The sequence below is a fragment of the Streptomyces sp. KL116D genome, from assembly GCF_030766975.1.
GTDB lineage: Bacteria > Actinomycetota > Actinomycetes > Streptomycetales > Streptomycetaceae > Streptomyces > Streptomyces longispororuber_A.
In genome coordinates, this window is sequence record NZ_JASERH010000046.1 from 300,745 (window position 1) to 324,746 (window position 24,002).

General features: G+C 74.1%; 23 protein-coding genes. 9 read left to right on the forward strand and 14 right to left on the reverse strand.

Annotated elements, in window-relative coordinates; genetic code table 11:
• Positions 1-53: 53 nt before the first annotated feature.
• The gene (locus tag RBJ77_RS19890) at positions 54-1,016 is read right to left on the reverse strand and encodes a zinc-binding dehydrogenase (protein ID WP_372346244.1); all 963 of its coding nucleotides are present in this window, start codon (positions 1,014-1,016) and stop codon (positions 54-56) included.
• Positions 1,017-1,124: 108 nt separating this feature from the next.
• Between RBJ77_RS19890 and RBJ77_RS19895 the strand changes: the two genes are divergently transcribed.
• Positions 1,125-1,760, forward strand: a complete 636-nt coding sequence (locus RBJ77_RS19895) for a TetR/AcrR family transcriptional regulator (RefSeq protein ID WP_372346245.1) — start codon at positions 1,125-1,127, stop codon at positions 1,758-1,760.
• On the opposite strand, the gene RBJ77_RS19900 is transcribed toward RBJ77_RS19895, so the two are convergent.
• Both RBJ77_RS19900 and RBJ77_RS19905 read right to left on the reverse strand, forming a co-directional pair.
• On the reverse strand, positions 1,747-2,217 hold the full coding sequence (locus RBJ77_RS19900) for a hypothetical protein (RefSeq protein ID WP_372346246.1): 471 nt from the start codon (positions 2,215-2,217) through the stop codon (positions 1,747-1,749). The genes RBJ77_RS19895 and RBJ77_RS19900 overlap by 14 nt on opposite strands.
• A gap of 103 nt (positions 2,218-2,320) precedes the next feature.
• Positions 2,321-3,010 carry a GntR family transcriptional regulator gene (locus RBJ77_RS19905; RefSeq protein WP_372346247.1) on the reverse strand — a complete coding sequence of 230 codons (690 nt, stop codon included), beginning with the start codon at positions 3,008-3,010 and terminating at the stop codon, positions 2,321-2,323.
• Positions 3,011-3,273: 263 nt separating this feature from the next.
• Between RBJ77_RS19905 and RBJ77_RS19910 the strand changes: the two genes are divergently transcribed.
• Genes RBJ77_RS19910 through RBJ77_RS19925 form a run of 4 tightly spaced genes read left to right on the forward strand, consistent with a single transcriptional unit; the run spans position 3,274 to position 7,117 of the window.
• A complete protein-coding gene (locus RBJ77_RS19910; protein ID WP_372346248.1) occupies positions 3,274-4,560 on the forward strand; it encodes an MFS transporter in 1,287 nt (428 codons plus the stop codon).
• Positions 4,560-5,735 (forward strand): GAF domain-containing protein, encoded by a 1,176-nt coding sequence (locus tag RBJ77_RS19915; RefSeq protein WP_372346249.1) that lies wholly within the window; start codon positions 4,560-4,562, stop codon positions 5,733-5,735. The genes RBJ77_RS19910 and RBJ77_RS19915 overlap by 1 nt, the downstream gene beginning before the upstream one ends.
• Before the next feature lie 50 nt (positions 5,736-5,785).
• Positions 5,786-6,691, forward strand: a complete 906-nt coding sequence (locus RBJ77_RS19920; RefSeq protein WP_372346250.1) for a polysaccharide deacetylase — start codon at positions 5,786-5,788, stop codon at positions 6,689-6,691.
• Between the two features lie 54 nt (positions 6,692-6,745).
• Complete coding sequence (locus RBJ77_RS19925; protein ID WP_372346331.1) at positions 6,746-7,117, forward strand: PPOX class F420-dependent oxidoreductase; 372 nt, start codon at positions 6,746-6,748, stop codon at positions 7,115-7,117.
• 18 nt (positions 7,118-7,135) lie between these two features.
• Here RBJ77_RS19925 and RBJ77_RS19930 read toward each other — a convergent pair whose 3' ends face one another.
• Together RBJ77_RS19930 and RBJ77_RS19935 are read right to left on the reverse strand one after the other, a co-directional pair.
• The gene (locus RBJ77_RS19930) at positions 7,136-8,353 is read right to left on the reverse strand and encodes a 4-hydroxybenzoate 3-monooxygenase (RefSeq protein WP_372346251.1); all 1,218 of its coding nucleotides are present in this window, start codon (positions 8,351-8,353) and stop codon (positions 7,136-7,138) included.
• Positions 8,354-8,382: 29 nt separating this feature from the next.
• Entirely contained in the window at positions 8,383-8,925 is a 543-nt protein-coding gene (locus tag RBJ77_RS19935; protein WP_372346252.1) for a GNAT family N-acetyltransferase, read from the reverse strand.
• A gap of 61 nt (positions 8,926-8,986) precedes the next feature.
• Here RBJ77_RS19935 and RBJ77_RS19940 point away from each other — a divergent pair, with 61 nt between their 5' ends.
• Positions 8,987-9,793 (forward strand): DUF1206 domain-containing protein, encoded by an 807-nt coding sequence (locus RBJ77_RS19940; RefSeq protein WP_372346253.1) that lies wholly within the window; start codon positions 8,987-8,989, stop codon positions 9,791-9,793.
• Between the two features lie 58 nt (positions 9,794-9,851).
• Here the strand turns inward: RBJ77_RS19940 and RBJ77_RS19945 are convergent, their stop codons facing one another.
• From RBJ77_RS19945 to RBJ77_RS19965, 5 genes are read right to left on the reverse strand one after another with little or no spacing between them, the layout of a single operon-like run.
• Entirely contained in the window at positions 9,852-10,847 is a 996-nt protein-coding gene (locus tag RBJ77_RS19945) for an ornithine cyclodeaminase family protein (protein WP_372346254.1), read from the reverse strand.
• Positions 10,848-10,900: 53 nt separating this feature from the next.
• Positions 10,901-11,824, reverse strand: coding sequence for an ABC transporter permease (locus RBJ77_RS19950; protein ID WP_372346255.1), 924 nt, complete (start codon positions 11,822-11,824; stop codon positions 10,901-10,903).
• On the reverse strand, positions 11,821-13,041 hold the full coding sequence (locus RBJ77_RS19955) for an ABC transporter permease (protein WP_372346256.1): 1,221 nt from the start codon (positions 13,039-13,041) through the stop codon (positions 11,821-11,823). Before RBJ77_RS19955 ends, RBJ77_RS19950 begins: the two co-directional genes overlap by 4 nt.
• Before the next feature lie 11 nt (positions 13,042-13,052).
• Positions 13,053-14,789: an ABC transporter ATP-binding protein gene (locus tag RBJ77_RS19960; RefSeq protein WP_372346257.1), complete on the reverse strand. Its 1,737-nt coding sequence runs from the start codon at positions 14,787-14,789 to the stop codon at positions 13,053-13,055.
• On the reverse strand, positions 14,786-15,793 hold the full coding sequence (locus RBJ77_RS19965; RefSeq protein ID WP_372346258.1) for a BMP family ABC transporter substrate-binding protein: 1,008 nt from the start codon (positions 15,791-15,793) through the stop codon (positions 14,786-14,788). Before RBJ77_RS19965 ends, RBJ77_RS19960 begins: the two co-directional genes overlap by 4 nt.
• Before the next feature lie 169 nt (positions 15,794-15,962).
• Here RBJ77_RS19965 and RBJ77_RS19970 point away from each other — a divergent pair, with 169 nt between their 5' ends.
• Both RBJ77_RS19970 and RBJ77_RS19975 read left to right on the forward strand, forming a co-directional pair.
• Positions 15,963-16,682, forward strand: a complete 720-nt coding sequence (locus RBJ77_RS19970) for a GntR family transcriptional regulator (protein WP_372346259.1) — start codon at positions 15,963-15,965, stop codon at positions 16,680-16,682.
• Positions 16,683-16,764: 82 nt separating this feature from the next.
• Complete coding sequence (locus tag RBJ77_RS19975; RefSeq protein ID WP_372346260.1) at positions 16,765-17,430, forward strand: M15 family metallopeptidase; 666 nt, start codon at positions 16,765-16,767, stop codon at positions 17,428-17,430.
• A gap of 23 nt (positions 17,431-17,453) precedes the next feature.
• Here RBJ77_RS19975 and glsA read toward each other — a convergent pair whose 3' ends face one another.
• Entirely contained in the window at positions 17,454-19,262 is a 1,809-nt protein-coding gene (gene glsA, locus RBJ77_RS19980) for a glutaminase A (protein ID WP_372346261.1), read from the reverse strand.
• An 87-nt stretch (positions 19,263-19,349) separates the two neighbouring features.
• Here glsA and RBJ77_RS19985 point away from each other — a divergent pair, with 87 nt between their 5' ends.
• Positions 19,350-19,931, forward strand: a complete 582-nt coding sequence (locus tag RBJ77_RS19985) for a DinB family protein (protein ID WP_372346262.1) — start codon at positions 19,350-19,352, stop codon at positions 19,929-19,931.
• A 13-nt stretch (positions 19,932-19,944) separates the two neighbouring features.
• On the opposite strand, the gene RBJ77_RS19990 is transcribed toward RBJ77_RS19985, so the two are convergent.
• From RBJ77_RS19990 to RBJ77_RS20000, 3 genes are all read right to left on the reverse strand, one after another.
• Positions 19,945-21,006 carry a PP2C family protein-serine/threonine phosphatase gene (locus RBJ77_RS19990; protein ID WP_372346263.1) on the reverse strand — a complete coding sequence of 354 codons (1,062 nt, stop codon included), beginning with the start codon at positions 21,004-21,006 and terminating at the stop codon, positions 19,945-19,947.
• A 123-nt stretch (positions 21,007-21,129) separates the two neighbouring features.
• A complete protein-coding gene (locus RBJ77_RS19995; protein ID WP_372346264.1) occupies positions 21,130-22,926 on the reverse strand; it encodes a bifunctional sugar phosphate isomerase/epimerase/4-hydroxyphenylpyruvate dioxygenase family protein in 1,797 nt (598 codons plus the stop codon).
• 57 nt (positions 22,927-22,983) lie between these two features.
• Positions 22,984-23,868 carry a shikimate dehydrogenase gene (locus RBJ77_RS20000; protein WP_372346265.1) on the reverse strand — a complete coding sequence of 295 codons (885 nt, stop codon included), beginning with the start codon at positions 23,866-23,868 and terminating at the stop codon, positions 22,984-22,986.
• Positions 23,869-24,002 lie beyond the last annotated feature (134 nt).

The following is a 24,002-nucleotide window of genomic DNA, read 5'->3' on the forward strand; positions in this document are numbered from 1 at the left end:
GAGTCGGGGCGAACAGCCAGTTCATGGCAGGTCAGGGGCAGTTGCGGGGACGGTTACGGGGTGAGGACGACCCGCCCGAACACCTCGCCCGCGTCCATCTTCCGGTGCGCCCGTGCGGCGTCCTCCAGCGGCAGCACCTCGTGCACCACCGACACCAGCTCGCCCCGGATCGCGGCGGCGAACTGCTCGGCCTGCACCGCCTGTTGGCCGGCCGCGGGCACCGTGTCGGCGCTGAAGGTGGCGAACGACAGCGACCTCCGGAACGCGCCCATCATCGCCATGCCGAAGTCCGCGGGCGGCGGACCGCCCAGCAGGCCGATGGTCACCATGCGGCCGTTGGGGGCGAGCCGGTCGAAGAACGACGGCAGGTCGGGTCCCGCGACGACGTCGATGATGACGTCGTAGTGCGACGGCGCGTCGGCGTCCCCCTTGCCGGTGCGGTCCAGGACGTGGGTCGCGCCGAGCGCCCGCAGCCGCTCGCCGCGCTCGGCCGACGACGTCGTGACCGCCACGGTGGCGGCTCCGGCGCGGGCCGCGAGCTGGACCGTGTTGATGCCGAGGCCGCCCGCCGCGCCCCGTACGAGCACGGACTCGCCGGCGGCGAAATGGGCGTGGGCCAGCGCGAAATGGGCCACGACCACGGAACTCCCGACGGTCACCGCGTCCGCGGCGGAGAGTTCCCGCGGGATCGGGCGGACCTGCGCGACGGGTACGGCGGCCTGCTCGACGTAGCCGCCGCCCGTGCCGGTGAACGCCCACACCCGCCGTCCCACCCAGGCCGGATCGACGTCCGGGCCGACCGCGGTCACGGTCCCCGCCACCTCGCTGCCGAGGACATGCCCCTCGGCGAAGCCGTAGGACGCCAGAGCGCCGTTGCGGATCAGGACGTCGACGCCGCCCACGCCGATCGCCTCGTTGGTGATCAGCACCTGACCTGCGGCCGGGGCCGGGGCGGGGACGTCGACGACGGCCATGCCGTCGGGGCTGCCGAAGGACCGGATCTGGACTGCTTTCACTGTCGCCTCCTGGTGCGGGCGGTTCATAACTGTTTGCGGTAGTTAGGGGGTGTGATGCGCCTCCGGACGTTAATGGACGCCCCCGTCCACTTCGGTAAAGTGAGAGAGGTGACCGAACGTTTGCCTCACAACCTGCGCTCCGACGCCCGGGACAACCGGGAGCGCATCCTCGACGCGGCCCGTGACCTGTTCGCCGCCGACGGGCTCGACGTGCCGATGCGGGAGATCGCCCGGCGTGCCGGGGTCGGCCCGGCCACCCTCTACCGCCGGTTCCCCACCAAGCAGGCGCTGGTGACGGAGGCGTTCACCGACCAGATGCGGGCGTGCCGCACCATCGTCGACGAGGGGCTCGCCGATCCGGATCCGTGGCACGGCTTCCGTCTGGTGATCGAGAAGATCTGCGAGGTGCACGCCCTCGACCGGGGGTTCACCGACGCGTTCCTGTCGGCCTATCCGGACGCGGTCGACTGGGCGGCGGACCGCACGAGCACGCTGCGGGCGACCGCCACGCTGGCCGAGCGCGCCAAGGCGACCGGGCACCTGCGGCCGGACTTCGTGCTGGACGACCTCATCCTCATGGTCATGGCGCAGCGGGGCATCCACGCCCGCTCGGCGGCCACCCGGATCGCGGCGTCCCGGCGCTTCGCGGCCTATGTGATCCAGGCCTTCGAGGCCTCCCCCACGCACACGCCGCTGCCGCCCGCGGCGCGGGTGGCGTTGGCGGCGCCGGTCACGTCCGGCTGACGGCCCGTGCCCGGCGTTCGTCGAGGAACCCGACCGCGAGCACCAGCAGCACGGCGGCAAGGCCGAACCCGGCGGCGAGGCCGTTCAGCCACGCATAGCCATCGCTGCCCGTGACCGTGCTGCCGTCGTCGAGGACGCAGTCGAAGCCCAGCGGGAAGTAGGACGGTTCATGGCCGGCGAGGCGTGCGAGCACGCCCGGGGCCAGGTCCCGGCAGGGTTCCGCGGGCGACGAGCCCGCACCGGACTCCGCCTCGCTCGCGCTCCACTGGACGGCGCCGAGCCCGATCACGTAGACGAGCACGCCCGCCGCCGCGGCCATCGCCGCGCTCCAGCGCAGCAGGTCCCTGCCCCAGTCGGGGCGGCGGCCCGGCAGCGCGACCGAGATCAGCTTCACCGCGACCGCGATGGCCCAGAGCGGGGCCGCGAGGATCGCGGCGTACATCAGCAGGACGAACATGCTCGGCTAGACGCCCGGCCGCGTCGCTCAGTTCCCTGAGTCCCCTGAGTTCCCTAAGTCCCCTGAATCCCCTGAATCCCCTGGGCCCCTGAGTCCCCTCAGGTCACTCGGCTCCCCCCGCCCCCTCGCCACTCTCGACCCCCTCCTCGTCCTGGAACAGCAGACGCAACGCCACGGCCCGGTAGTGCCGTACGTGTTCCAGCGCGAGGCGGGCCGCCTTCTCGCCGTCCCCCGCCGCGATCGCCTCGCACAGCGCGGCGTGCTCCTCCCACACCGCCGCCGGGTCGTCCACCTGCTGCAGCAGCCAGCGCATCCGGCCTTCGAGGGGTTGCAGCGCGGCCGCGAGGAGTTCGTTGCCCGCGAGGTCCACGATGTGGTGGTGGAACGCCGTGTTGGCGCGCGACACCCGGTCGGCCCGCCGGGACGCCGTCGCCTTGCGGGCGCTCTCCAACAACCGCTCCAGGCGCCGTACTTGAACAGGCTCCGCCTGCTCGGCCGCCCGGCGCGCGGCGAGCACCTCCAAGGCCTCGCGCAGGTCGAAGAGGTTGAGGACGTCCTGGCGGGAGAGTTCACGGACGACGATGCGGCGCGGCGAGAGCGCCTGGAGGAAGCCTTCGCCGAGCAGGACGCGGATCGCCTCGCGCACGGGGATCCGGGAGACGCCGAACTCCTCGGCGACCTCGCGCTCCACCAGCCGGTCACCGGGCCGCAGTTGGCCGGTGATGATCCGGTCGCGGATGCCCTCGCAGACCTGGTCACGCAGCAAGCTCCCCTGGATCTCGGCTCCCGCCATGTCACACCCCCATGTCCGGCCCATGCCTGACCTGCAACGAAGTCCTCACGGTATACCAAACCCTTGACGAGCGGGCCTCGGCTCTCCATCCTTTGGTATGCCATAAGCGGTAAGGCGCACGTCAGCGACGTGCCCGTCTGTCCCCATGCCGCCGCACGATCCTCCACTCACTCCACCCGAACCGAGGGTCCACCATGCCAACTCCCCGCTCGGAGCGTACGGAACCACCAGTTCAGACCGTCAGACCCGCACCGCCCGCGCCCATGCCCGGCGCCGCGAACTCCCGTCCCAGCCGGACCCGTTGGAAGGTCTTCGTCCTCCTCCTGGGGGTCGTGACGCTCAACTACATCGACCGCGGTTCCGTGTCCGTGGCACTCCCGCTCATCACCGCGGACCTGCACCTGTCCAAGGAGGTCACCGGGTTCGTGCTGAGCGCGTTCTTCTGGACGTACGCGCTGATGCAGATCCCCGCGGGCAAGCTCATCGACCGGTTCGGGCCACGCCGGATGGCCGGCGGCGCCTGCGTGGGCTGGGGTTTCGCCACCGCCCTGACCGCCGCCTCGACCGGGGTCGGCTCGCTGCTCGGCTACCGGCTGCTGCTGGGCGCGGTCGAGGCGCCGGTGATGCCGGCGGGCGGCAAGCTCAACGCGCACTGGCTGCCCGCCGAGGAGCGCGGGCGCGGCGCCGTGCTGATGGACGGCGGCGCCCCGCTCGGCTCCGCGCTCGGCGGCATCGCCATCTCCGGTCTGATCGCCTGGACGGGCAGCTGGCGCGCCAGCTTCGTGGTGGCGGGCGTGGTGACCGTCGCTGTCGGCGCGTTCGCCCTGTGGTACCTGCGCGACACCCCGCGCGAGCACCCCGCGGTGAACGCCGCCGAGGCCGCCTACGTCGAGCGCGCGCATGCCGAGGAGGACGCGGCGAGCCCCGTCGCCGACGTCCGGGCCCGGCTCTCCGCCTACCTCAAGTACCGCTCGTTCTGGGGCATGTGCCTGGGCTGGATGGGCTTCAACGGCGTCTTCTACGGGGTGCTCACCTGGGGTCCGCTGTACCTGTCGGAGACCAAGGGCTTCGACATCAAGACCATCGGCTGGTCGACGCTCGTCATCTTCGGCTCCGGCTTCGTCGGCGAGCTGCTCGGCGGCTGGCTCGCGGACCGCTGGCAGGCCCGCGGCGGACGGGCCAACACGGTGCTGCGCACGCTCATGGGCGTGGCGGGTGCGGCGGTCGTCGGCGGCCTGCTCGGGGTCGTCCTCGTCCCGGACGCGCTCACCGCCGTCCTTCTCCTCTCCGTCGTGCTGTTCTTCCTGCGCTGGGCGGGCCTGTACTGGTCGCTGCCGTCGATCCTCGGCGGGCGCGCCAACGCCGGCGTGGTGGGCGCCGCCATGAACCTGTCCGGCAACATCGCCGGGATCGTCACCCCGATCGCGGTCGGCTTCATCGTCGGCGGCACCGGCTCCTACACCTGGGCGCTGCTGTACTTCGTCGGCGCGGGCGTCCTGTTCACCGTCTCGTCCCTGGCCATCGACTACTCCCGGAGGCTGGCCGCCTGATGTCCGAACTCACCGACGCCGTACGCCCGTTGCGGGTGGGCATGCTCACCCCGTCGTCCAACACCACTCTGGAGCCCGTGACGTACGGGCTGCTGCACGGGTCGGCGGGCGCGGCCACCGCGCACTTCGCCCGGGTGCCGGTCACCCGGATCGCCCTGGACGCGGGCAGCGACGCCCAGTTCGACCCGGAGCCGATGCTGGCGGCGGCCGAGCAGCTCGCCGACGCCAAGGTCGACGTCCTCGTCTGGAACGGGACGTCGGGATCCTGGCTCGGTGTGGAGCGGGACCGCGCCCTGGCCGCCGCGCTCACGGCCGGGACCGGGATCCCGGCGACCACGTCGACGCTGGCGCTGCTCGACGCCTGTGCCGCGTACGGCGTGCGCAGGCTCGGCCTCGCCCTGCCCTACACCCGCGACGTCGCCGACGCGATCGTGGCGACGTACGCGAAGGAGGGCGTCGACTGCGTCCTCGCGGAGCCGTTCGGCGAGGCCGACAACGAGGCGTTCGCCCGGATACCGGCCGCCGCCGTCGCCCGGCAGATCGAGGCGGCGGCGACCGACGGGGCGCAGGCCGTCGCCGTCGTGTGCACGAACGTGTACGGCGCCTTCGAAGCCGAGCGGCTCGAACGGGCCCTGGACATCCCGGTGTTCGACTCCGTGACGGCCACGCTGTGGCGAGCGCTCGACCTGGCCGGGGCGCGACCGTCCTGGGCCGGGTACGGGCAACTGCTGCGCGACGGCAGCCTGCGTGCCCGGATCCAGCAGGTGCTGACGGAGCTGCTGCGGGCGACCGGCGCGGACCGGACGACGTTCCGGGTCGATCTGCCGGAGCACGGGCTCGCGGTGGACCTCACCGCGGGCGAGGCGCTGCGCCCCGGGGTCCGCTCCATCCGCCGCGACGCCTCGCTCGACCAGCGCCGCCTGAACACGGTCGAGTGGCTGGAGGCCGAGCGGCGCCCACTGGTGCAGCCGCACTTCCGGGACGCCCCGCACCCGCCGCAGGCCCTGACCGACGTGTACGGCGTGCGCGCCCAGATGCTGTCGCCGGTGCAGAGCGGCGGCGCGCTGACCGGCTGGATCTCCGTGCACAGCATGCGCGAGCGCGCCTGGGCGCCCGCCGACACCGAGGCGCTCGCCACGGCCACGGCCGAACTCACCGCCCGGCTCCCCCGCTAGCCCGGCTCTCCCGGCAACCCACCTCGCCTATCTGAAGGAGTAGTTCACTCATGCCCAAAGACATCCAGATCGCCCTCGGAGTCGACGTCGACGCGGTCGCCGGCTGGCTCGGCAGCTACGGCGGCGAGGACTCGCCCAACGACATCCAGCGCGGCGTCTTCGCGGGCGAGATCGGCACGCCGCGCCTGCTGAAGCTCTTCGAGCGGTACGGCATCCGCACGTCCTGGTTCATCCCCGGCCACTCCATCGAGACGTTCCCCGAGCAGACCCGGATGGTCGTCGAGGCGGGCCACGAGATCGGTGCGCACGGTTACTCGCACGAGAACCCGATCGCGATGACCCCGCGGCAGGAGGAGGACGTCCTCGCCAAGTCGGTCGACCTGATCGAGGAGTTCACCGGCCGCCGGCCGAAGGGGTACGTCGCCCCGTGGTGGGAGATGTCCGAGTCGACGGCCGCGCTGCTGCACAAGTACGGCTTCTCCTACGACCACTCCCAGAACTACCGGGACTTCACGCCCTTCTACGCCCGCGTCGGCGACTCCTGGACGAAAATCGACTACTCGGCGGAGGCGAAGGACTGGATGAAGCCGCTGGTGCACGGCCACGAGGTCGACCTCGTCGAGTTCTGCGGCAACTGGTACGTCGACGACCTGCCGCCCATGATGTTCAACAAGCACTCCCACAACAGCCACGGCTACGTGTCGCCGCGCGCCCTCGAACAGGACTGGAAGGACCAGTTCGACTGGGTGCACCGGGAGTTGGACTACGCCGTCGTCCCGGTGACCCTGCACCCCGACGTGTCGGGCCGCCCGCAGGTCCTCCTCATGCTGGAGCGCTTCATCGAGTACGTCTCCGGGCACGAGGGCGTGTCGTTCGTGACGCTGGAGGACGCGGCGGACGACTTCCGCCGCCGCTTCCCCTTCGACGGCACGCAGCGGCCCGCCGACATGCGCTGAGCCCCGGAGCGCCGACGGGGCGGATGCTGATCTAAGCTCGCCGCTGTGGCAGCCATGGACGAGATCCGCCCCAGCAAATACATCAGCCTCACGACCTACCGCAAGAACGGCGCCCCGGTGTCGACGCCGCTCTGGCACGTGGAGCGGGACGGTGAGCTGCTCGTGCTGACCGCCGCCGACTCCTGGAAGGTCAAGCGGATCCGGAACAACCCCGCCGTCGACGTCACCGTCTGCGACGTGCGCGGCCGCACCGCCCCCGACGCGCCGACGGCCTCCGGCACCGCCCGCATCCTCGACGAGGCGGGCACCGCCGCCACCCGGGTGCTGCTCGCCGAGAAGTACCTGCTCTCCCGGGTCGGCGGCTGGCTGCGCAAGGGACTGCGGCTGCGCCAGAAGCCGCACGTGGGGATCGCCGTCACGCTGTGAAGCGCCCGGCCCGTCCGGTCAGTAGCGGTCGGCCGTGCCCAGGTACTGCTCGGCGAAGGCGGCCGCCGCGGCGGGCGAGGTGAACAGGCGGCGCAGCCTGGCCAGCGTGGTGCCCGCGCGGAACGGGTCGCCGTGCGAGATCCCGTGGTAGACCTCCGACAGCCACTGCGAGAACTCCTGGTAGTCCCAGACCCGGCGCAGGCAGTCCCGTGAGTAGGCGCTCAGCGCGCTGTCGTCGCCGGACCGGTGGGCGACGAGGGCGTCGCCGAGGAGGAAGGCGTCGTGCAGGGCGAGGTTCATGCCCTTGGCGGCGATCGGGGCGACGAGGTGGGCGGCGTCCCCGGCGAGGAAGAGCCGCCCGACGGACATGGGTTCCACGACGTAGTCGTGCATGTCGAGGACCCGCTTCTCGATCAGCCGCCCCTCGGTGAGCGGCGCCGCCCCGTCGGCGGCCAGGCGCCGGTGGAGCTGGGTCCAGACCCGCTCGTCCGGCCAGTTCGCGGGGTCGTCGCCGGGCGGGCACTGCAGGTAGTAGCGGGTGACCTCGGGGCTGCGCGGCATCTGTCCCGCGAACCCGTCGGGGTGCATGCCGAACAGGACGCAGTCCGCCGACGGCGGCGCCTGAGCGAGCAGGGCCAGCCAGCCGATGCCGTAGTCGTGCCGGGCGACGCGCGCACCGGCGTCGGTCAGGGCGCGGCGGGTCACGCCCCGGGCCCCGTCGCAGCCGGCCACGAACTCGGCCCGCAGCAAACGCTGTTCACCGGTGCCGGCGCAGGTGTACGTCACCGTCGGCCGGTCGGTGCCGACGTCCCGCACCGTCACGTCGCGCACGCCGAACCGGATGTCTCCGCCGCGCACGTCCGCGTACTCCCGGACCAGGTCGGTGACGAGCAGCGGCTGCGGATACACGAAGTGGTGACGGCCGGTCAGTTCGGTGTAGGGAAAGCGGTGTTGCCCGCCGTCGAAGCGGAACGCGCAGGCGGTGTGCCGCTCGGCCCGCTTCAGCAGGTTCCCGGCGAGGCCGCGCCGGTCGAGGGCGTCGACCGCCCACTCCTCGATGACGCCGGCCCGGGGGCGCCGCTCGATGAACGCGCGGGTCTCGCACTCCAGGACCACGCAGTCGATCCCGGCGTCGCGCAGGACGGTGCCGAGGGCGAGCCCGGCGGGACCCGCGCCCACGACGACGACCGAAGTGTGCTCCGGGGACGGGGAGTTGGGGGTGGGGGTGACGGTCACCGGGCCATTATGTCGGCGCCGGGGCGCGCTCAGGCAGGGGGCCGGGTGCGCTCGTAGCGGCTGACCCAGGTGACCGGCCCGCCGGCGCCCCGTTGGCCGGGTGCGCCGGTGACCGGGACGTCGCCGCGGTGGGCGAACCCGTGGGACGCGTAGTACGCGCGCAGTCGGTCGTTGGCGCGCACGCAGTCGAGGCGCACGGTGGGTGTGCCGTCGCGGCCGGCGGTGTCCTGGACCCAGTCGAGGACGACCGCGCCGAGGCCCGCCGCCCGGCGGCGCACCGCCATCCGGTGCACGTAGACGGCGTCGCCCGGGGTGTCCGCCCAGAGCGGGTCGGCACGGTCCAGCGTGACGGTGCCCGCGATCCCGTCGTCGGTGTGGGCGAGCCAGGTCTCACCGCGTGCGAGGGCCTCCTCGATCCAGGCCGCCTCGAAGCGGGCCGGCCACTGGGCGATCCGCCGGTCCGCCAGCCAGCCTGCGGCTTCGTCGAGCACCTCCAGCACGTCGTCGGTCTGCGCGGGCGTCGCCTGCCGGAAGGCGACGCGGTCACCGTTCCATCGCGGTGTCGTCGTCATGCCGGCGATGATCCCAGCCGGTCGGGAGCGTGTCCGCCGCGGGGCGGGGCATCCGGCAGCCATGGGAATCGACGCTACGGCACGGCGGGTCGCCGACGGCCGGGCCGCGCGCGGTGCGACGCGGGCCGGGTTCGTCGCGCGCGGCATCGTCTATCTGCTCATCGGTGTACTGGCCCTGCGCATCTCCTTCGCCGGGGACGAGCGCCGGCAGGCGGACCGGGGCGGGGCGCTGGCCGAGGTGGCGCACCAGCCGTTCGGCACGCTCCTGCTGGTGGCGCTCGGGCTCGCCCTCGGCGCGCTCGCGCTGTGGTGCCTGTCACGGGCGGTGTTCCGCCACGACGAGGTGCGCGAACGTCTCCTGTGGGCGGGCCGCTTCGTCTTCTACGGCGTGGTGAGCTACTCGGTGCTCGCCTACGCGGCCGGGGACCGGGGCAGCGGAAGCGGTGCGTCCGACCAGCAGTCCGACGACCTCACGGCGACCGTCCTCGGCTGGCCCGCCGGGCAGTGGATCGTGGCGGCCGTCGGTCTGGGCACCATCGGTGCGGCGGGGTGGATCGCCGTCCAGGCGATCCGGCGCGCCTACCGCAAGGACCTGCGGACGTCGGAGATGTCCCCCGTGGTGGAACGCTGCGTGGACGTCCTCGGCACGGTCGGCGGCACGGCGCGCGGCTGTGTCTTCGCGGCGGTCGGGGTCTTCCTCGTCGTGGCGGCGGTGCGCCACAGCCCCGGGGACGCCAAGGGCATGGACGACACGCTGCGGTCCTTCAGCCACACCCCGGCAGGCCCGGGACTGCTGGCCGCGGTCGCGGCGGGCCTCGCCGTGTTCGGCATGTTCTCGTGGGCGGAGGCGCGGTGGCGCCGGCTGTGACGGGCCGGGGCCACCGCCGGTGGGCGGCGCAGGTCCCCGCCCGTCCTGGCCCGCGCGGTCACGCGCCCAGGTCGACCGGGATGCCCGTCCCCCGCTCCCGGGCCAGGTCGATCAGCATCCGGGCCACGGCGAGGTCCTGGAGGCCCACGCCCACCGAGTCGAACAGGGTCAGATCGTCGGTGGCGGTGCGGCCGGGGGCCCGCCCGGTGAGGACGTCGCCGAGTTCGGTGCGGAAGTCGTCCTCGCCGAGGGCGCCCTCGGCGAGCGGGACGAGGACCTCGCCGGACTTGGTGCGTGCCGTGTCGTAGGCGTCGACGACGATCCGGCAGCGGACGACGGCCTCGGTGTCGAGTTCGCGGTGGTCGGGCCGGGGCGGGGCGCCGACCGCGTTGACGTGCTGTCCCGGGGCGAGCCAGGCGCCGCGGACGACCGGTTCGCGGGACGGGGTGAGGGTGCACAGCACGTCGGCGGCCTCGGTGACGGCGCGCGGATCGTCCAGCACCTTCGCGGGGACACCGAGTTCGGCGGTGATCCAGGACGCCAGGGTGTGCGCGTGCTCCGGGGTGCGGCCCCACAGGACGACCTGGTCGTAGGGGCGGCCGGGGAGCAGGGCGCGGGCGTGGGCGCGGGCGAGGGGTCCGGTGCCGACGAGGCCGAGGGTCGTCGCGTCGGGGCGGGCCAGGGCGCGGGTGGCCACGGCGGTGGCGGCCGCGGTGCGCACCCGGGTGAGTTCGGCGCCGTCCAGCAGGGCGGCGCAGGCGCCGGTCTCCGCGTCGACCGCGAGGACCGCGGAGCGCTGGACGGGCAGTCCGGCGGCGCGGTTGCCCGGCAGGTCGGCGAGGAGCTTGACGGTGGCGAGGCGGTCCGGGGCGGAGGCCGCGGCCATCGCGACGAACGTTCCGTCACCGCCGGGGAATTGCATCGCGGGCGGCGCGGGCAGCACCGCTCTGCGCTGCGCGAGGTCGCGGTGGGCCCGGGCCACGGCCGCCTCCACCGCCTCGACCTGGTCGGCCAGCAGGGTGCGGATGGTGGAGCGGGTGAGGATCAGGGTCATCGTGCGGATTCTCCCGGGTGAGGACGGGGGCGGGTGCGGGGCGCGCGGGCGGGTCAGCCGCCGCGTACGAACGGGGTGGTGAGCCCCGCCGGGGCGCGGCTGCGGCCCACGAGTCCGCTCACCGCGAGGAGCGCGAACACGTAGGGCAGCGTGGTCAGGAGCGGTGCCGACAGGTGCAGGCCGAGGGCGGGCGCGGCGAACTGGAGGGACTGGGCGAGGCCGAAGACGAGGCAGGCGAGCAGCGTCGGCCAGGCGCGCCAGCGGCCCGCGATCACGGCGACGACGGCGAGATAGCCGATGCCACCGGTGATGTTGTCGCTGAAGGCGTGCACGTCGGCGAGGGCGAGCTGGGCCCCCGCGAGGGCGGAGGTGGCGCCGGTGAGCAGTACGGTCGCGTACCGGATCGTCCGCACGGGCAGGCCGCAGCGGTCGGCGGTGACGGCGTCCTCGCCGACGGCGTCGACGGCGAGTCCCCAGGTCGTGCGGCGGCTCAGCGCCACGGCGAGCACGGCGGTGACCGCGAGGGCGGCGTAGCCGAGCAGGGTCTGCTCGAACAGGGCCGGACCGAGGACGGGGATGCGGTGCAGGAGGGGTACGGGCAGCGGGTCGAAGCCGGGCAGCGCGTCCTGCGAGCCGTCGCCGAACAGCAGGCGGGAGCCGTAGGTCGTCGCGCCGAGGGCGAGGGCGTTGGCGGTGATGCCGGTGACGATCTGGTCGGCGCGCAGGGTCACGCTGAGCAGGGCCTGCAGGGCTGCGAAGAGCAGACCGGCGGTGAGCGCGGTCAGCACGCCGACGGCCGCGCTGCCGGAGGCGTGGGCACCGGCGGCGCCGGCGAACGCGCCGGTGAGCATCATGCCTTCGACGGACAGGTTCAGGACTCCGGCACGTTCGCTGAGGAGTTCTCCGGAGGAGGCGAGCAGCAGCGGCAGCGCCATCCGTACGCCGCCTGCGGCGAGTTCGTCGAGGACGGCGCTCATGACGTGCTCCCGGTGCGGCGGTGGGTGACGAGCAGGGCGGCGGCGATGACCAGGACGAGCACGCTCTGCACGATCTGGACGGTCGACGCCGGTACCTGGGCGGCGAGTTGGAGGTTGATGCCGCCGCTGGTGAGGAAGCCGAAGAGGAGGCTTGCGGCGGCGACGGCGGTCAGCGAGCCGCGGGCGAGCAGACCGACGACGAGGCCCGAGAAGCCGTAGCCGGAGGAGAAGTGTTCGGCGAGGACGTACGGGGCGGTGGCGACGAGACAGGCGCCCGCCACGCCCGCGAGTCCGCCGGCGAAGGCGAGGCCGCCGCCTTCCAGCCGGCCCACGGGCAACCCGAGGCGGGCGGCCGCGGCGGGCGAGTGCCCCACGGCGGTCAGTCGCAGGCCGACGGCCGTGTGCCGCAGGACGACGCCCGTCGCCACGGCGAGGACGGCGGCGATGACGACGACGGCCGTCGCGGGTGACTCCGGGCCGCCGATCAGGGGCAGTTGGGCCCCGGCGGGAAGTGGTGCGGACTGCGGCAGCGTCTCCGACGAGGTGACGGGCTGCCGCAGCAGCGCCTCCTCGTGCACGGAGACGGCGACCATCCCGATGCCGACGAAGTTCAGCAGCAGGGTGGTGATCACCTCGCTGGTGCCGCGCCGGACCTTGAGCCACGCGGCGATGCCCGCCCAGGCGGCCCCGGCGAGGAACCCCGCGGCGAGGATCGCCGGCACACCGAGAGCGCCCGGCGTCCCGGCGGGCAGGGCGAGGCCGGTGGCCGCGGCGGCGGTGCCGCCCGCGCACAACTGGCCCTCGCCGCCGACGTTCACGAGTCCGGCGCGGTGGGCGACGGTGAAGCCGGTGGCGATGAGGGCGAGCACGGCGGCCGAGTCGAGGGAGCTGCCGATGGCGTACGGCGAGCCGAACATGCCCTCCCGGAGGGCGGCCCCGGCGACGGCCGGGTCGGCGCCCGCGCCGATGACGAGCAGCAGCCCGACGCCGACGGCGACGAGTCCGGCGAGCACGGCGACGGACACGGGGTGCCGGGTCAGGGCGTGGAGCCGGGTGGCGCGGTGCGGCTCAGGAGACGGAGGGGACGTGGGCGCCGGCGAGGGGGGCGGTGGCGGCGCCGTGGTGGCGGCGGGCAGGGGCATGAGGGTCCTCGGGGAGACGATGGCGGGGCCTGCGGGGGTGACGGGAGCGGGGACGACGCAGAGGGAGGACGACACGGGCGGTGCCGTCAAGCCGAGTCGACGCCGACCGGCTGGGTCCCGGTCGCTTCGGTCCCGCTGGGCTCGGCCCCGGCCGGCTCGGCCCCGGTCGACTCGGCCCCGGTCGACTCGGCCCCGGTCGACTCGGCCCCGGTCGACTCGGCCCCGGTCGACTCGGCCCCGGCCGGCTGTGTCCCGACCGGCTGTGTCCCGACCGGCTGTGTCCCGACCGGATCGGCGCCCACCATCAGCTGCCCGATCCGCTCCCGCGCAGCGGGATCGCGGGGGTCGACCGGGCCGAGGAGGCGGCCCCGGTAGGCGACGAGGACGCGGTCGCACAGGGCGAGGAGTTCGTCGAGTTCGGCGGAGACGACGAGGACGCCCGCGCCGCGCGCGGCGGCGGCGCGGATGCGGGTGTGCACGGCGTCCACGGCACCGATGTCGAGACCGCGGGTGGGTTGCGCGGCGGCGAGGCAGACCAGCGGTTCGAGCGCCAGCTCCCGTGCCAGGACGACCTTCTGCTGGTTGCCGCCGGACAGGGACGCCATCGGGGCGTCGGGGCCTGCGGCGCGCACGGCGTGGTCGGTGAGGACGTCGGCCGTGGCCCGGGCCAGGGCGCGCCGGTCCAGGAAGACGCCCATCCTGCGGAACCGGTCGAGGCGGCCCAGGTGCAGGTTCTCCGCGACGGACAGCTGCGGGACGCAGCCCTCGTGGTGCCGGTCCTCGGGCACGACGCCGAGTCCCGCGCGGGTGCGGGCGGCGGGCCCGGCCCCGGTCAGGTCCCGGCCGCCGATCTCCACCACGCCCCGCTCCGGCGTACGGGACCCGCCGAGCACGGCCATCAGTTCGCTCTGGCCGTTGCCCTCGACCCCGGCGATGCCGACGATCTCGCCGAGCCGGACGTCGAGGCCGGTGCCGTCCAGGGCACGGGTGCCGTCGGGGCGAAGGACCGTGATGTCGTGCAGGCGCAGGGCGGAACCGGTGGGCGCGGTGCGGGTGTCCTGGGCTGCGGGCGCGGGGGCGCCCAGCCCGACCGCGCCCGCCAGCGACGCGTCGAGCGTCTCGGCGGCGCGGCCGATCATCAGCGGGACGAGGCGTTCGGCGGGCAGTTCGGCGAGGCGTCCGCCGCCCGCGACCCGGCCGCCGCGCAGGACGGTCGCCGCGTCGCCCGCCCGCGCGGCCTCGCCGAGCTTGTGCGTGACGAGGACGACGGCGTGTCCGGCGTCGGCGATCCGGCGGCACGTCACGAGCAGCGCGTCGGTCTCGGCGGGGCCGAGGACACCGGTCGGTTCGTCGAGGACGAGCAGCCGGGGTGCGCGCAGCAGCGCCTTCACGATCTCGACGCGCTGTCGCACGCCGACCGGCAACTCCCCCACCAGCGCGTCGAGTTCGAGGTCGAGTCCGTACTCGTCGCGCACCTGCGCGACCCGGCGGGCGAGGCCGGGCAGGCGCAGCAGGCGCAGGTTCTCGCCGACGGTGAGGGTGCCGACGAGGCTGAAGTGCTGGTGCACCATCGCGACCCCGGCGGCGAGGGCGTCGGCGGGGCGGCGCGGCGCGTACTCCTCGCCGTACAGGCGCAGGGTGCCCGTGTCCGGGGTGAGCGAGCCGCCGACGGCGTGGCACAGGGTGGACTTGCCCGCGCCGTTCTCGCCGAGGACGCAGTGCACGGTGCCGGCGTCGACGACGAGGTCGACGCCGTCCAACGCCCGTACGCCGCCGTAGGACTTGGTGAGTCCGGTGATCGCCAGTGCGGGTGCCGCCGTCATCGAGTGGTGATCTTTCCGGACGCGAGCTTCGCCTTCAGGTCGTCGAGCTGCTCGGTCACGGCCGGGTCCGCCGTGCCGCACAGCACGAGGTCGTTGTGCGGCACGTCGGAGGCGAGGCCGAAGTGGACGGCCTCCGCTGTCCAACTGCCCTTCACCAGTCGGTCGGTGGCGTACTCGATCTCCGCGCCGATGTCGGTTTCGACGTATCCGGCGTACGCCTCGTCGGTGCCGCACTCGTGGGCGATCGGGCCGCCGATGAGGGTGGTGCCGCGGCTGTGCGCGGCCTGGGCGACGCCCTTGTGGCCGAGGTTGAGGATCTGGCCGAGGACGTCGGCTCCGGCGCCGTAGTTCGCGAGGGCGGACTGCTTGGCCTTGGCGGCGTCGTTGAAGTCGCCGACGTAGCTCGGCGCGAGGACCTTCACCTCGGGGTCGGCCGCCTTGGCACCGCGCTCGAACTCCTTGGCCGCGTTGACGATGGCGGGCAGTTCGGCGCCGCCGACGAAGCCGACCGTGTTCTTCTGCGACAGCAGTGCGGCGGCCGCGCCGGACAGGAACGCGGCCTGGGCCTGCTGCGGGTCGTACAGCGCGAGGTTGGCCGTCGGGCGGGCGTCGGCCGGGCCGCCGATCTCGGCGAACTTCACCTTCGGGAAGCGGGCGGCGACCTTGCGGACGTCGGCGTCGGTCTGCCCGCCGAGCGAGACGACGAGGTCGGAGGTGGTGGCGAAGCGGACGAGGGCCTGCTCGTAGTCGGCGGCCTGGACCTGTTCGACCTTGCTGAACGCGACCTTGCCCCGGTGCTCCCGCGCCGCCCGCTGATATCCGCGGTACGCCGACTCCATGAATCCGTCGTCGGAGAGCGAACCGGGGAACAGGACGCCGACCTTGAGGTCGCCGGAGTCCGCGGCGCCGGTCTGCGCCGATGACGCGCCGCCGCACCCGGTGAGCAGGACGAGACCGAGTCCGGCCGCGACGGCGCCCGCGCGCCGGGGAGGGGTGTGTGCCACTGAGATGCCTCCAGAGGGAGGGGCCCGCGGGCCCGCTAGTGGTATACCGTTACGCGCCCTCAGTCTGGGAGCCCCGTGTTGCCCGCGTGTTAGCGGCCGGTTAGCAGTGCGCTCCGCCCCGTCCGGTCCGCTTACTGTGAGAGCGGCATCCGATCGGAGGAAACCCTTGGTGACAGCGGCACAGCCGGCGGGCGCGGCGCGCGGCTCGCTGCGCGACCGTGCGTACGACACGCTGCGGCGGCGCATCCTGGAGGCCGAACTCCAGCCGGGCGAACGGCTCGTGGAGCGCGATCTCGCCGCGGAGCTCGACGTCTCCCGGATCCCGCTGCGCGAGGCACTGCGCCGTCTGGAGGCGGACGGCCTGGTGCTGCTCGTGCCGCACCGGGGCGCACTGGTCGCGCCGTTCACCCCGGCCGACGTCCGCGATCTGTTCGACGTACGGGAGTCGCTGGAGTCACTGGCCGCGCGGCTCGCCGCCGAGCGGTCCGACGCGGCGGGGCTCGCCCGGCTGCGGGCCCGTCTCGACGCCGCGCGCGCCGCGACCCGGGACCAGGACAGGGCCGCGATCGCCGCCGCGAACGCGGGCTTCCACACGGACATCGTGGAACTCGCCGCGAACCCGCTCCTGACGAGCATGATGCGGCCCCTGGAAGCGCGCACGCACTGGCTGTTCCGGCTGACCGCGCAGCGCGACCCGGCCCGTCAGTGCGCCGAGCACGAGGAGCTGTACGCGGCGATCGCGGCCGGTGACGCGGACCGGGCGGCCGCTCTCGCGCTCGACCACGTCAGCGACGGCCGCGCCGAGTCCCTGGCGCTGGCCGGGCGCTGGTCCCATCCGGAGGTCGACCCGCTCGCGGTCGCGGCCCGGCGGCGCCGCCGCAGCTCGTGACCGGCCGGGGCACCGACCCCGTACGCACCAACGCCCGGCGTTTCCCGCCGCCCGCCCGGCCCGCGCCTTCTACGGTGACCCGGTGCCTCCTCGCCTCCGTCTCGCCGTGACCTCGACGGCCCTCGCCCTGGCCGCCGGCGTCCTGCCGGCCCACGCCGCCCCCGCACCGTCCGCCGCACCGCCCCGGTTCACGTACCAGGTCAGCAAGGTCACCGCGGCGCGCCTCGGCCGCAGCTGGCACGCCGGGTGCCCGGTGGGGCCGAGCCGCCTGCGGCTGGTCCGGCTCACCCACTGGGGGTTCGACCACCGCGTCCACCAGGGCGAGCTGGTCGTGCACGAGCGGGCCGTCCACGACGTCGTGTACGTGCTGGGCAAGGCGTTCGCCGCACGGTTCCCGATCCGGCGGATGCGCACCATGGCCGCGTACGGCGGCAGCGATCCCGCCGCGATGGCCGACGACAACACGTCGGCCTTCAACTGCCGTGGCGTGACCGGCAATTCGGGAGTCCGCTCGCAGCACTCGTACGGCGACGCACTCGACATCAACACCCTGGAGAACCCGTACGTCGACCGCCGGGGCCGGGTCCATCCGGCGGCCGGGGCCCGTTACCTGGACCGGCGCCGCCGCGCCCCTGGCATGCTGCGCGCCGGGGACGCGGTCACCACGGCGATGCGCCGGGTCGGCTGGCCGTGGGGAGCGCGCTGGGCGCACCCGGACTACCAGCACTTCTCCGCGAACGGGCGCTGACCCGCCGCTCAGCCCAGAGCCGCTCAGACCCCGTCCGCCCGGTCCACCGTCTCGGCCCCTTCGAGCGGCGCCCGCTCCAGGACCGCCACGGCTTCCGGCACGCTCTTCCGCAGCCGGGCCAGGCCCTCCGCGGTGAGGGTGCGGCACACCGTGTCGCGTTCGGCAAGGACCTGGCGGGTGAAGCGGGGCGGGAAGTCGGCCGGAGTGAGGGCCGCGCCCGGGCCCGCCGACCAGGCGCGCCGCACGACGACCGCGTCGGCGGGGACGGCGTCCGCGCAGACGGCGAGGCGCCCCGACTCGACGTACCAGAGGACGATCCGCTCCCGCAGCCGCTCGGCCGGCTGGTCGACGGTCTGCCCGGCGGCCAGCCGCAGCGTGTCGAAGGCCTCGGACAGGGCGTGGCGCAGGGAGGCGTCGGCGCGGCCGAACAGGTCGCAGTCGGCGAGCGGGACCGGGGCGTCCGGGTCGAGGCCCAGGTCGGTGAGGAGGTCGTCCTCGCAGGTCTCCAGGGCGCGGCCGAGGTCGGGGAACTCGTCGGTGGTGCGGGCCATGGCCTGCCGCTCGTCGGGGTCGGCGAGCACCATGCGCACGGAGCGGGCACGCAGGTCCTCGCCGAGGGCGCGCAACAGGTCGGCGGCGACGGGTTCGATGCGGCCGACGCGGGTGAGGTCGAGGGCGAACCAGCCGACGGCGGGCGCCAGTTCACGGGCCGCGCGCAGGGTCTGCTCGGCGGTGGCGAAGTCCAGGTCGCCCTGGAGGACGTGGACGCGGATCCGGTCCGGGTGGGCGTCGAGGGCGGCACGCTGGTCGCGCGGGCGGTGGCGCAGCGAGCGCAGCGGGGACGGGTGCAGGGAACGGGGCGGCAGCGGTCTGCGCTGGGGGACGGTGGCGCGCATCAGGTGCAGTCCGAACTGGTCGGAGAGGAGATGGCAGGCGGCGATGCCGCGCACGCTGTTGCCCTTCTCCTCCAGCGGCGGGCTGAACACGCCGATGCCGAACTGGCCGGGCAGGGCGACGCCGATCGCGCCGGAGACGCCGCTCTTGGCGGGCATGCCGACCTGGAGCATCCACTGCCCGGACGCGTCGTACATGCCGCAGGTCGCCATGACGGCGAGGACGTGCTGGGCGTGGCGCGGGGCGACGACGCGTTCGCCGGTGACCGGGTTGACGCCGCCGCCCGCCAGGGTGGCGTGCATGACGGCGAGGTCGTCGCAGGTGACGAGGACGGAGCACTGCCGGAAGTAGACGCCGAGCTGTTCCTCCACGTCGCCGGTGAGGGAGCCCGCGTTGTGCATGAGGTAGGCGAGGGCGCGGTTGCGGTCGCCGGTGGCGCACTCCGAGGTGTACACGGCTTCGTCGACGGTGAGGGGGCGGCCCGCGAAGGCGCCGAGGCCGTCGAGGATGCGGGTGAAGCGGGCGTCGGCGGTGTCCCCCGCGACGAGCGAACTGGTCACGATGGCACCGGCGTTGACCATCGGGTTGGGCGGGCGTCCGGTGACCGGCTCCAGGCGGATGGAGTTGAAGGCCTCGCCGCTCGGTTCGGCGCCGACCCGCCCGAGCACGTGCTCCAGGCCGCGGTCGGCGAGCGCGAGAGCGAAGACGAACGGCTTGGACACCGACTGCACGGTGAACGGCGCCGTGGTGTCGCCGCTGCCGTAGACCTGTCCGTCCAGGGCGCACAGGCTCAGTCCGAACAGGGCCGGGTCGACGCGGCCGAGCTCGGGGATGTACGAGGCGGGCTCGCCGTCGTCGAGATCGCTGAGGCTCCCACGGACCCGGTCGAGGAGGCCGGTCAGGGGGTCGTCCGCGCTGCGCTGCTGCTCGTGTCGCACCCGTCCATCGAACCCCATCGGCGGCTCGCCCGCACCCGCCGCGCACCCGCGGTGCCGCCGTGCGGACGCGGACGGCAGACTGCCCCCATGAATGATCTCGGAACGGGCGAGGCCCGGCACAAGGCCGATCTGCGCCGCTATCTGCAGGACGCGCGCGACGCCCTGCTGTGGAAGCTCGACGGACTCTCCGACTACGACGTGCGGCGGCCGCTGACGCCGACGGGGACGAATCTGCTGGGCCTGCTGAAGCATCTGACCGCCGTCGAACTCGGCTACTTCTGCGACACGTTCGGCCGCCCGCACGGGGAGCCGCCGACCGATCCGGAGAAGGACATGTACGCCACCGCGGACGAGACCCGCGAGCAGATCGTGGCGGGCTACCGGCGGGCCTGGGCCCACTCCGACGCGGCGATCGACGCGCTCGCGCTCGACGCGGTCGGCGCGGTGCCGTGGTGGCCCGAGGGCCGGAACGAGGCGACGTTCCACCACCTCCTGGTGCGGGTGCTGTCCGACACGCAGCGCCACGCGGGGCACGCCGACATCCTGCGCGAGAGCCTCGACGGCGCGGTGGGCTACCAGGAGGACAACGACTCGCTGCCCTCCCGCGACCCCCGGGAGTGGGCGGCGTACCGCGCCGAGCTGGAGGACATCGCGCGGCGGAGCGGCTAGCAGGGGCGGCGGGTCAGTCCTCCCGGTGGCGCAGCAGCAGCATCGCCGCGTCGTCGTGCAGCGGGCCGGCGGCGTGATCCACGAGGTCCGTGCGCAGCCCTTCGAGGGCCGCGTCCGGATCCGGGTCCTTGAGCAGGGCCACCCGGTCCGCCAGCGGGTAGAAGTCGCCCGTGCCGTCCCGCGCCTCGCTGACGCCGTCCGTGTAGAGGAGCAGCTGGTCGCCGGGGACGAAGGCGACCGTGTACGGGTCGGGGTCCTCGCCGCCGTGCAGTCCGAGGCCGAGCGGCAGGGCGTACTGCCGGGGCTCGGGGAAGGCCGTGGACCCGTCGGCGCGCACCAGGAGGGGCGCGGGGTGCCCGAAGTTGAGGAACGTCACCTCGTGCCCGTCCGGCGCCACCTCGACGAGCAGCGCCGTCACGAACTTCTCGCCCTGCAGCTCCCGGTCGACGGCGCGGCCCAACCGCTTTCCCAGACCGGCGAGTTCGGGTTCGTCGTGCGCGGCCTCCCGGAAGGCGCCGAGCACCAGGGCCGCGGTCTCCACCGCTTCGAGTCCCTTGCCCTGGACGTCGCCGATGATGGCCCGGGTGCCGTCGGCCGAGGCCACCACTTCGTACAGGTCGCCGCCGATCCTGGCCTGCGCCACGGCCGACGTGTACGAGACGGCGACCCGCAGCTGTCCGGCCACCCGGGGCACCGGTCGCAGCAGGACCCGCTGGGCGACCTCCGCGATCGAGCGGACGGAGGCGAACTCCGCGTCCCTGCGCTCCCGCATGGCGACGGCGGCGAGACCGGCCGCGGTGACGCCGGCGACGCTGATCGCGGCGATGTACACGCGCCGCTTGCCCAGCGTGCCGTCGTACGCGGCGAGCAGCACGCACAGCAGGACGGCGACCATGCCGATCCGCGCGGTGCGCCGCTTGCTGCCGACGAGGCCCGCGAAGGCCGGGCCGAGCGACATCAGGGGCAGCAGTCCGAACCCGGTCGGCGTCGCCAGCTCGGCGATCCCGACCAGCCCCATCACGCCGTAGGGCAGCGCGGACAGCGCCCGGCCCGCCCGGAACCTCACCTTGGTCATCGGTCTCCCCACCCCCCGAACCCGCGCCCCGAACCCGCGCCCCGGCGTTCGGGTCTGTCGGGTTACGAGCGTAAGCGTGGTTTCTGAGCCGCCGATGAGTCGAAGCGATTCCGTGACCTTCCGTCAGCGCACGGCCACGGAACCGGATCCGTGCTGTGCGGCGAGCCGCACCGGGGCGTTCTGCGCGCCGTACCCCCGGTAGCCGTCGTCGCGCTGGGCGAGTTCGAAGAAGACCCGGCCGACGGTGTGCGTGTAGCAGTGGCGGAAGGTGCCGTGGGCGTCGCGGTCGTAGAGGATGCCGAGTTCCTGGTACGTCTCCAGCTCGCCCGGCGCGAACGAGTACCGGGCGGCGAGGTCGTCGTAGTAGTTGCCTGGCACCGGCAGCAGTTGTCCGCCGGCGGCGCGGAAGCGGCGGGCCGCGGTGACGACGTCGTCGGTGGCGAGGGCGATGTGCTGAGCGTGGGTGTGTTCGTCGCCGGGGGCGGGTCCGACGCCGAGGGCCACGCGGACGGCGCCGTCGGCGGTGGCGAAGGCGCGACTGCGACGCAGTCCGTACGGGTCGGCGACGTCGACGCTGCCGTGCGCGTCGAGGCCGAGGACGCCGCGGTGGAAGAGGGCCGCCTCGTCGAACTGGTGCCAGGGCTGGGTGAGGGCGAGGTGGTCGATGCCGCTGATGCCGGTGGGGCCGGCCTGTTCGCCGGTGGGCTCGAAGTCGGCGGTCCAGCTGGGGAGTCCGGGGCGGTCGGTGGCACAGAAGAAGAGTTCGGTGCCGTCGGGTGCGGCCACCGCGTCGAGGAAAACGTCACCGGTGGTGCGGCGGCGGGGCAGGACCGGGGCGAGCAGGGCCTCGGCGCGGCGGGCGGCGCCGGCGGGGTCGGGCGACTCCAGGCCGACGGCGGCCAGGACGGTGCCGTCGCGGCGGGCTGCGGGTCCGGTGTTGAGGAGGACGCGGGCGGCGCCCTGCTCCCACAGGTCGACGGGTTTGCCGCGGTGGCGGCCGGTGCGGGTGAAGCCGAGTGCGGTGAGGAGGGCCGCAGCGGGTTCGACGTCGGGGGTGACGAGTTCGGTGAAGGCGACGCCGGTGGGCACGACGGGGCGGGGCAGCTCGCCCTCGCCGACGGCTTCCTGGAGGACGAGCAGGGAGCGCAGCGCGTCGACGGCGGCGGGTCCGGCCTCGGCCTGCCGGAACACGTCGTTGAACACCTCCAGGGACAGCGGTCCCCGGTATCCGGTGCGCAGCACGTGCCGGAGGAGCCCGGCGACGTCGAGGTCGCCCTGGCCGGGGAAGACGCGGTGGTGGCGGCTCCAGCGCAGCACGTCCATGGAGAGCAGTGGCGCGTCGGCGAGCTGGAGGAAGAAGACCTTGTCACCGGGGATGTCCTCGATGCCCTTGGGGTCGCTGCCCCTGGCGAGGATGTGGAAGCTGTCGAGGCAGGTGCCGAGCGCGGGGTGGTCGGCGGCCTCGACGATGCGCCAGGCGTGGTCGTAGGTGTTGACGTGGCGCCCCCAGGCGAGCGCCTCGTAGGCGACGCGGATGCCGAAGTCGGCGGCCCGCTCGGCGAGTCGGCGCAGCTGGTACGCGGCGAGCGCGTCGTCGTCCTCGGCGAGCGGCGAGACGCTGGAGCAGACCAGGACCGTGTCGGCGCCGAGGCGCTGCATGACGCGGAACTTGTGCTCGGCGCGGCGCAGGTTGCGGGCGAACTCGTCGGCGGGCACGCCCTCGATGTCGCGCATCGGCTGGTACAGGTCGACGGTGAGCCCGAGGTCGGCGCAGAGGGAGCGGATCTCCTCGGGCGCGAGGGGGCTGGCCAGCAGGTCGTTCTCGAAGATCTCGACGCCGTCGAACCCGGCGCGGGCGGCGGCGGTGAGCTTCTCGGTGAGCGATCCGCTGAGCGAGACGGTGGCGATGGAGGTGCGCACGGCGGGCTCCTTCGGTGCGGGGCGGGTGGTGCGTGACGGCGAGGGTGGCCGATCGGGTCAGCTCGCGCCTGCCACCGCGCCGTCGGCGACGGTGAGTTCGGCGAAGTGGGCGAGCATCCGGGCGGCGTCGGGCTCGCGTCCGGTGAAGAGGCGGAAGGCATCGGCGGCCTGGAAGACGGCCATGCCGCCGCCGTCGAGGACGGCGCAGCCGAGTGCGCGGGCGGTGCGGACGAGCTCGGTCTCCAGCGGCCGGTAGACGACCTCGGCGACCCACAGGCCGGGATGCAGCAGCCGTGCGGGGAACGGCAGTCCGGGGTGGGCGGCCATGCCGGTCGGGGTGGCGTGCACGATGCCGTCGGCGTCGGCGAGGTGCTCGGCGAGCGTGTCCGGCGGCGCGGGCACCGCCCGGCCGGCGCCGAAGTGCCGGTCGAGGGAGGCGGCCAGCTCGGCGGCCCGCTCGGGCAGCGCGTCGACGAGGGTGACGCGGCCCGCGCCGAGGGTGAGGACGGCGTGCGCGACGGCGGCGCCCGCTCCCCCGGCGCCGAGCTGCACGACGCGCTCCATGCGGGCCTCGGGCAGCCCGCGGGCGAAGGAGGCGGCGAAGCCGGTGACGTCGGTGTTGTGGCCGACGGCGCGGTCCTCCTCGAAGACCACGGTGTTGACCGCGCCGAGCGCCGCGGCCTGCGGGGACAGTCCGTCGAGGTGCTCGATGACGAGCTGCTTGCAGGGGTGGGTGATGTTCAGGCCGTCGAAGCCGGTGGCGCGGGCGGCGCGCAGCAGGGCGCCGACCGCCTCGGGGCGTTCGCCGAGGGTGTCGAGGTCGAGGAGCCGGTACAGGTACCGCAGGCCCTGCCGGTCGGCCTCGCGCTGGTGGAGGGCGGGGCTGAGCGAGGGGCCGATACCGGCTCCGATCAGGCCGACGAGATACGAGTCCTGCGGCACGGGGACCTCCTGGCCGGACGAACGGGAACACTTAATGTACGAACTGGTTCGTTACTCATATCAAGCCGGGCCCGCCCCTGGGAAGGGGTGACGGCCACAACGGTGCGCGGGCCCGGCTTCTACAATCGCCAGGA

Excerpts from the sequence above, each read along its gene's own strand:
- RBJ77_RS19900 (WP_372346246.1), bottom strand. The coding sequence starts at position 2,217 with ATGTTCGTCCTGCTGATGTACGCCGCGATCCTCGCGGCCCCGCTCTGG.
- RBJ77_RS19905 (WP_372346247.1), bottom strand. The coding sequence starts at position 3,010 with ATGGCGGGAGCCGAGATCCAGGGGAGCTTGCTGCGTGACCAGGTCTGC.
- RBJ77_RS19910 (WP_372346248.1), top strand. The coding sequence starts at position 3,274 with ATGCCCGGCGCCGCGAACTCCCGTCCCAGCCGGACCCGTTGGAAGGTC.
- RBJ77_RS19915 (WP_372346249.1), top strand. The coding sequence starts at position 4,560 with ATGTCCGAACTCACCGACGCCGTACGCCCGTTGCGGGTGGGCATGCTC.
- RBJ77_RS19920 (WP_372346250.1), top strand. The coding sequence starts at position 5,786 with ATGCCCAAAGACATCCAGATCGCCCTCGGAGTCGACGTCGACGCGGTC.
- RBJ77_RS19925 (WP_372346331.1), top strand. The coding sequence starts at position 6,746 with ATGGACGAGATCCGCCCCAGCAAATACATCAGCCTCACGACCTACCGC.
- RBJ77_RS19935 (WP_372346252.1), bottom strand. The coding sequence starts at position 8,925 with ATGACGACGACACCGCGATGGAACGGTGACCGCGTCGCCTTCCGGCAG.
- RBJ77_RS19940 (WP_372346253.1), top strand. The coding sequence starts at position 8,987 with ATGGGAATCGACGCTACGGCACGGCGGGTCGCCGACGGCCGGGCCGCG.
- RBJ77_RS19945 (WP_372346254.1), bottom strand. The coding sequence starts at position 10,847 with ATGACCCTGATCCTCACCCGCTCCACCATCCGCACCCTGCTGGCCGAC.
- RBJ77_RS19950 (WP_372346255.1), bottom strand. The coding sequence starts at position 11,824 with ATGAGCGCCGTCCTCGACGAACTCGCCGCAGGCGGCGTACGGATGGCG.
- RBJ77_RS19960 (WP_372346257.1), bottom strand. The coding sequence starts at position 14,789 with ATGACGGCGGCACCCGCACTGGCGATCACCGGACTCACCAAGTCCTAC.
- RBJ77_RS19985 (WP_372346262.1), top strand. The coding sequence starts at position 19,350 with ATGAATGATCTCGGAACGGGCGAGGCCCGGCACAAGGCCGATCTGCGC.
- RBJ77_RS19990 (WP_372346263.1), bottom strand. The coding sequence starts at position 21,006 with ATGACCAAGGTGAGGTTCCGGGCGGGCCGGGCGCTGTCCGCGCTGCCC.